2 protein-coding genes are annotated in these 1,408 nt (G+C 70.7%); both read right to left on the bottom strand.

Annotation, left to right across the window (positions count from 1 at the left end; translation table 11 throughout):
- Positions 1-41: 41 nt before the first annotated feature.
- Positions 42-479, bottom strand: coding sequence for an SsgA family sporulation/cell division regulator (locus H5J33_RS35210; RefSeq protein ID WP_181798709.1), 438 nt, complete (start codon positions 477-479; stop codon positions 42-44).
- 99 nt (positions 480-578) lie between these two features.
- On the bottom strand, positions 579-1,292 hold the full coding sequence (locus H5J33_RS35205; RefSeq protein ID WP_181798710.1) for an IclR family transcriptional regulator: 714 nt from the start codon (positions 1,290-1,292) through the stop codon (positions 579-581).
- Between the last annotated feature and the right edge of the window lie 116 nt (positions 1,293-1,408).

The following is a 1,408-nucleotide window of genomic DNA, read 5'->3' as shown; positions in this document are numbered from 1 at the left end:
CGCCGCGCGTCACCGGCGGCGCGCCCCCTCGCCGTAACGCTTCAGCCGGCGCTCTGCTCCTCGGCCAGGATGCGGTCCAGGGCCTCGTCCAGATGCGCGTCGAAATCGGCCAGTGCACCCTCCTGACCGAGCGGCACCAGCTTGTCCGTGCGGTCGAGGAAGGCCACGAGCGGCGGCGCCGACGAGCGGAAGAGGGCGTGGTCGCCGCCGACCTGAAGACGGATCAGCACCTCGCCCAGCACCTCGGAATCGACAGGGGCGATGCGCACGTCTCCCTCCCCGCACGGGCGGCCGACCCCGTCGACCAGCAGCTCGCGCCCGAAGGCCCAGGTCACCGGCGCGTCGCCGGGCAGATGAAAGGTGAGCCGCACGGCATAGGGATCACTGGTCTCGTAGCGCAACTCCACCGGGATGCGGAAGGAGAGCTCCTCCGACACGAGAAAGCTCATCATGACTTCTGCCTGTACGGACTCGCGCATTGACTACCCCGTCATATGACGTCGACTGGCCGGGATCGATCCCTCTGACCGTGCTCAAATCTTGCTGAACGTACACGATGAATTACAAGGAGTGAGTTTTCAGATACTGATAGAGAGCGTGAGCGACCCCAGGTGCCGCCCGATCTCCGTCTGCAGCCGGTGGGCGGCGGGCAGCAGCCGGTCGGCCTGGTGGGCGGGGAGCGAGATGGCCATCGTGGCCGCGGTGGCGCCGACCGTGATGGGGACCGCCGCGCAGACCGTCCCGACGGCGTACTCCTGGCGCTCCACCGTCGGTTCCATCCGGCGGGTCCGGGCCAACCGCCGCAGCAGCGCGTCCTCGTCCCGCACGGTGTACGGCGTGACGGGCCGCACGGGATAGCGCGCGAGGTGGTCGCGCCGCGCCTCCTCGTCCAGCTGGGAGAGCAGACACTGACCGATGGCATGGGCGTAGCCGGTCTCGCGGAAGTCCGCCCATTCCTCGACCGCCGGCGCCTGCCGGGAGGCGGCGACGCACATGACCTCGATCTCGCCGTCCCGGTACATGGCGTAGTAGACCGGCACACCGATGGAATCGCGCCAGTGAGCGAGCGTGTCCGCCACCATGCTGCGACGTTTCTGCTGTGCTCCGCCGCGGGCCAGGCGTTCCGCGGCCTCACCGAGGAAGAACAGCCCCTTGTCCCGGTGCAGATAGCCCTCGTGCACCAGGGTGCGCAGCAGGTGGTAGGCGGTGGGCAGGGCGAGCCCGGTCTCGCGGGCGAGTTGTTTGGCGGGGGCGCCGTAGGCGTGCGAGGCGACGGTCTCCAGCAGGCGCATGGCGCGCTGGACGGAGCCGATGAGCGTGGCGGCGGGCGCGGCCGCGGGCCGTGGTGCCGGCCGGCCGGCGGAGGACGGCGGCCCGCACACGTCCGCGGCGGACGGCGGGGCACCGC

Origin of the sequence: Streptomyces sp. WELS2 (genome assembly GCF_013870595.1) — a bacterium.
In the GTDB taxonomy this organism is placed as follows: domain Bacteria; phylum Actinomycetota; class Actinomycetes; order Streptomycetales; family Streptomycetaceae; genus Streptomyces.
This window is presented reverse-complemented; position numbering and strand designations above follow the sequence as displayed.

What these genes read in the sequence shown, in the direction of transcription:
- H5J33_RS35210 (WP_181798709.1), bottom strand. Translation starts at nt 479, where the DNA reads ATGCGCGAGTCCGTACAGGCAGAAGTCATGATGAGCTTTCTCGTGTCG.
- H5J33_RS35205 (WP_181798710.1), bottom strand. Translation starts at nt 1,292, where the DNA reads ATGCGCCTGCTGGAGACCGTCGCCTCGCACGCCTACGGCGCCCCCGCC.